Genomic DNA, 677 nt, shown 5'->3' with positions numbered 1-677 from the left:
CGGGCGGCGGAGGAGAAGTCGAGGCTCGAGGGGCCCGTCGGGGCCGAGGCCCGCAAGCCCAGGTGGCGGAAGAGGGTCGACTCCCTGCGCTGCCTCAAGGGCGTCGACACCGCTTCCGCCGCCGACCTCGTGTTCGAGGCCGGCGAGTTCTCCAGGTTCAGGAACGCCCGCTCGTTCGCCGCGTGGGTCGGCCTGACGCCCTCCGAGCACTCCAGCGGGGAGAGCGACCGCAGGGGCGCGATCACCAAGGCCGGCAACAAGCACCTGAGGAAGACGCTGGTCGAAGCCGCGTGGCACTACCTGACGTGCTCGGGGCGGCCGAAGGACCTCGCCAAGGGCCAGGCCCCGGACCGGGGCGCCCGGAGGCATGCCGCCAAGGGCGTGCGGAGGCTGGTCGAGAGGCGGGAGGCGCTGCTCGCGCGCGGGGTGCACGGCAACAAGGCGAACGTGGCCACGGCGCGCGAGCTCGCCTGCTGGGTGTGGGCGGTCGGCCTCATGGCCGAGGAGGCGTAGGGGGCGGTCCCCCGCACATAAGCCAGTCACCCCGGAAGCGGTTCGATCCGAAGCCGTTGAGGCGAACCTCAGGTCCCTTTTCTGCGAGCGCCCAGGGCGCCACACGCGTGCACAGACTGTCGGTTCGACGTAGAAGCCTCAGCCGTAGCAACGGATTGCCCAGC

1 protein-coding gene is annotated in these 677 nt (G+C 71.6%); it reads left to right on the top strand.

Annotation, left to right across the window (positions count from 1 at the left end; all coding sequences use genetic code 11):
• On the top strand, positions 1-513 hold a 513-nt coding region (locus DW850_RS10095), incomplete at its 5' end, for a transposase (RefSeq protein ID WP_147349615.1).
• Positions 514-677 lie beyond the last annotated feature (164 nt).

The sequence above is a fragment of the Collinsella sp. AM36-4AA genome (genome assembly GCF_003467795.1).
Classification (GTDB): domain Bacteria; phylum Actinomycetota; class Coriobacteriia; order Coriobacteriales; family Coriobacteriaceae; genus Collinsella.
This window is presented reverse-complemented; position numbering and strand designations above follow the sequence as displayed.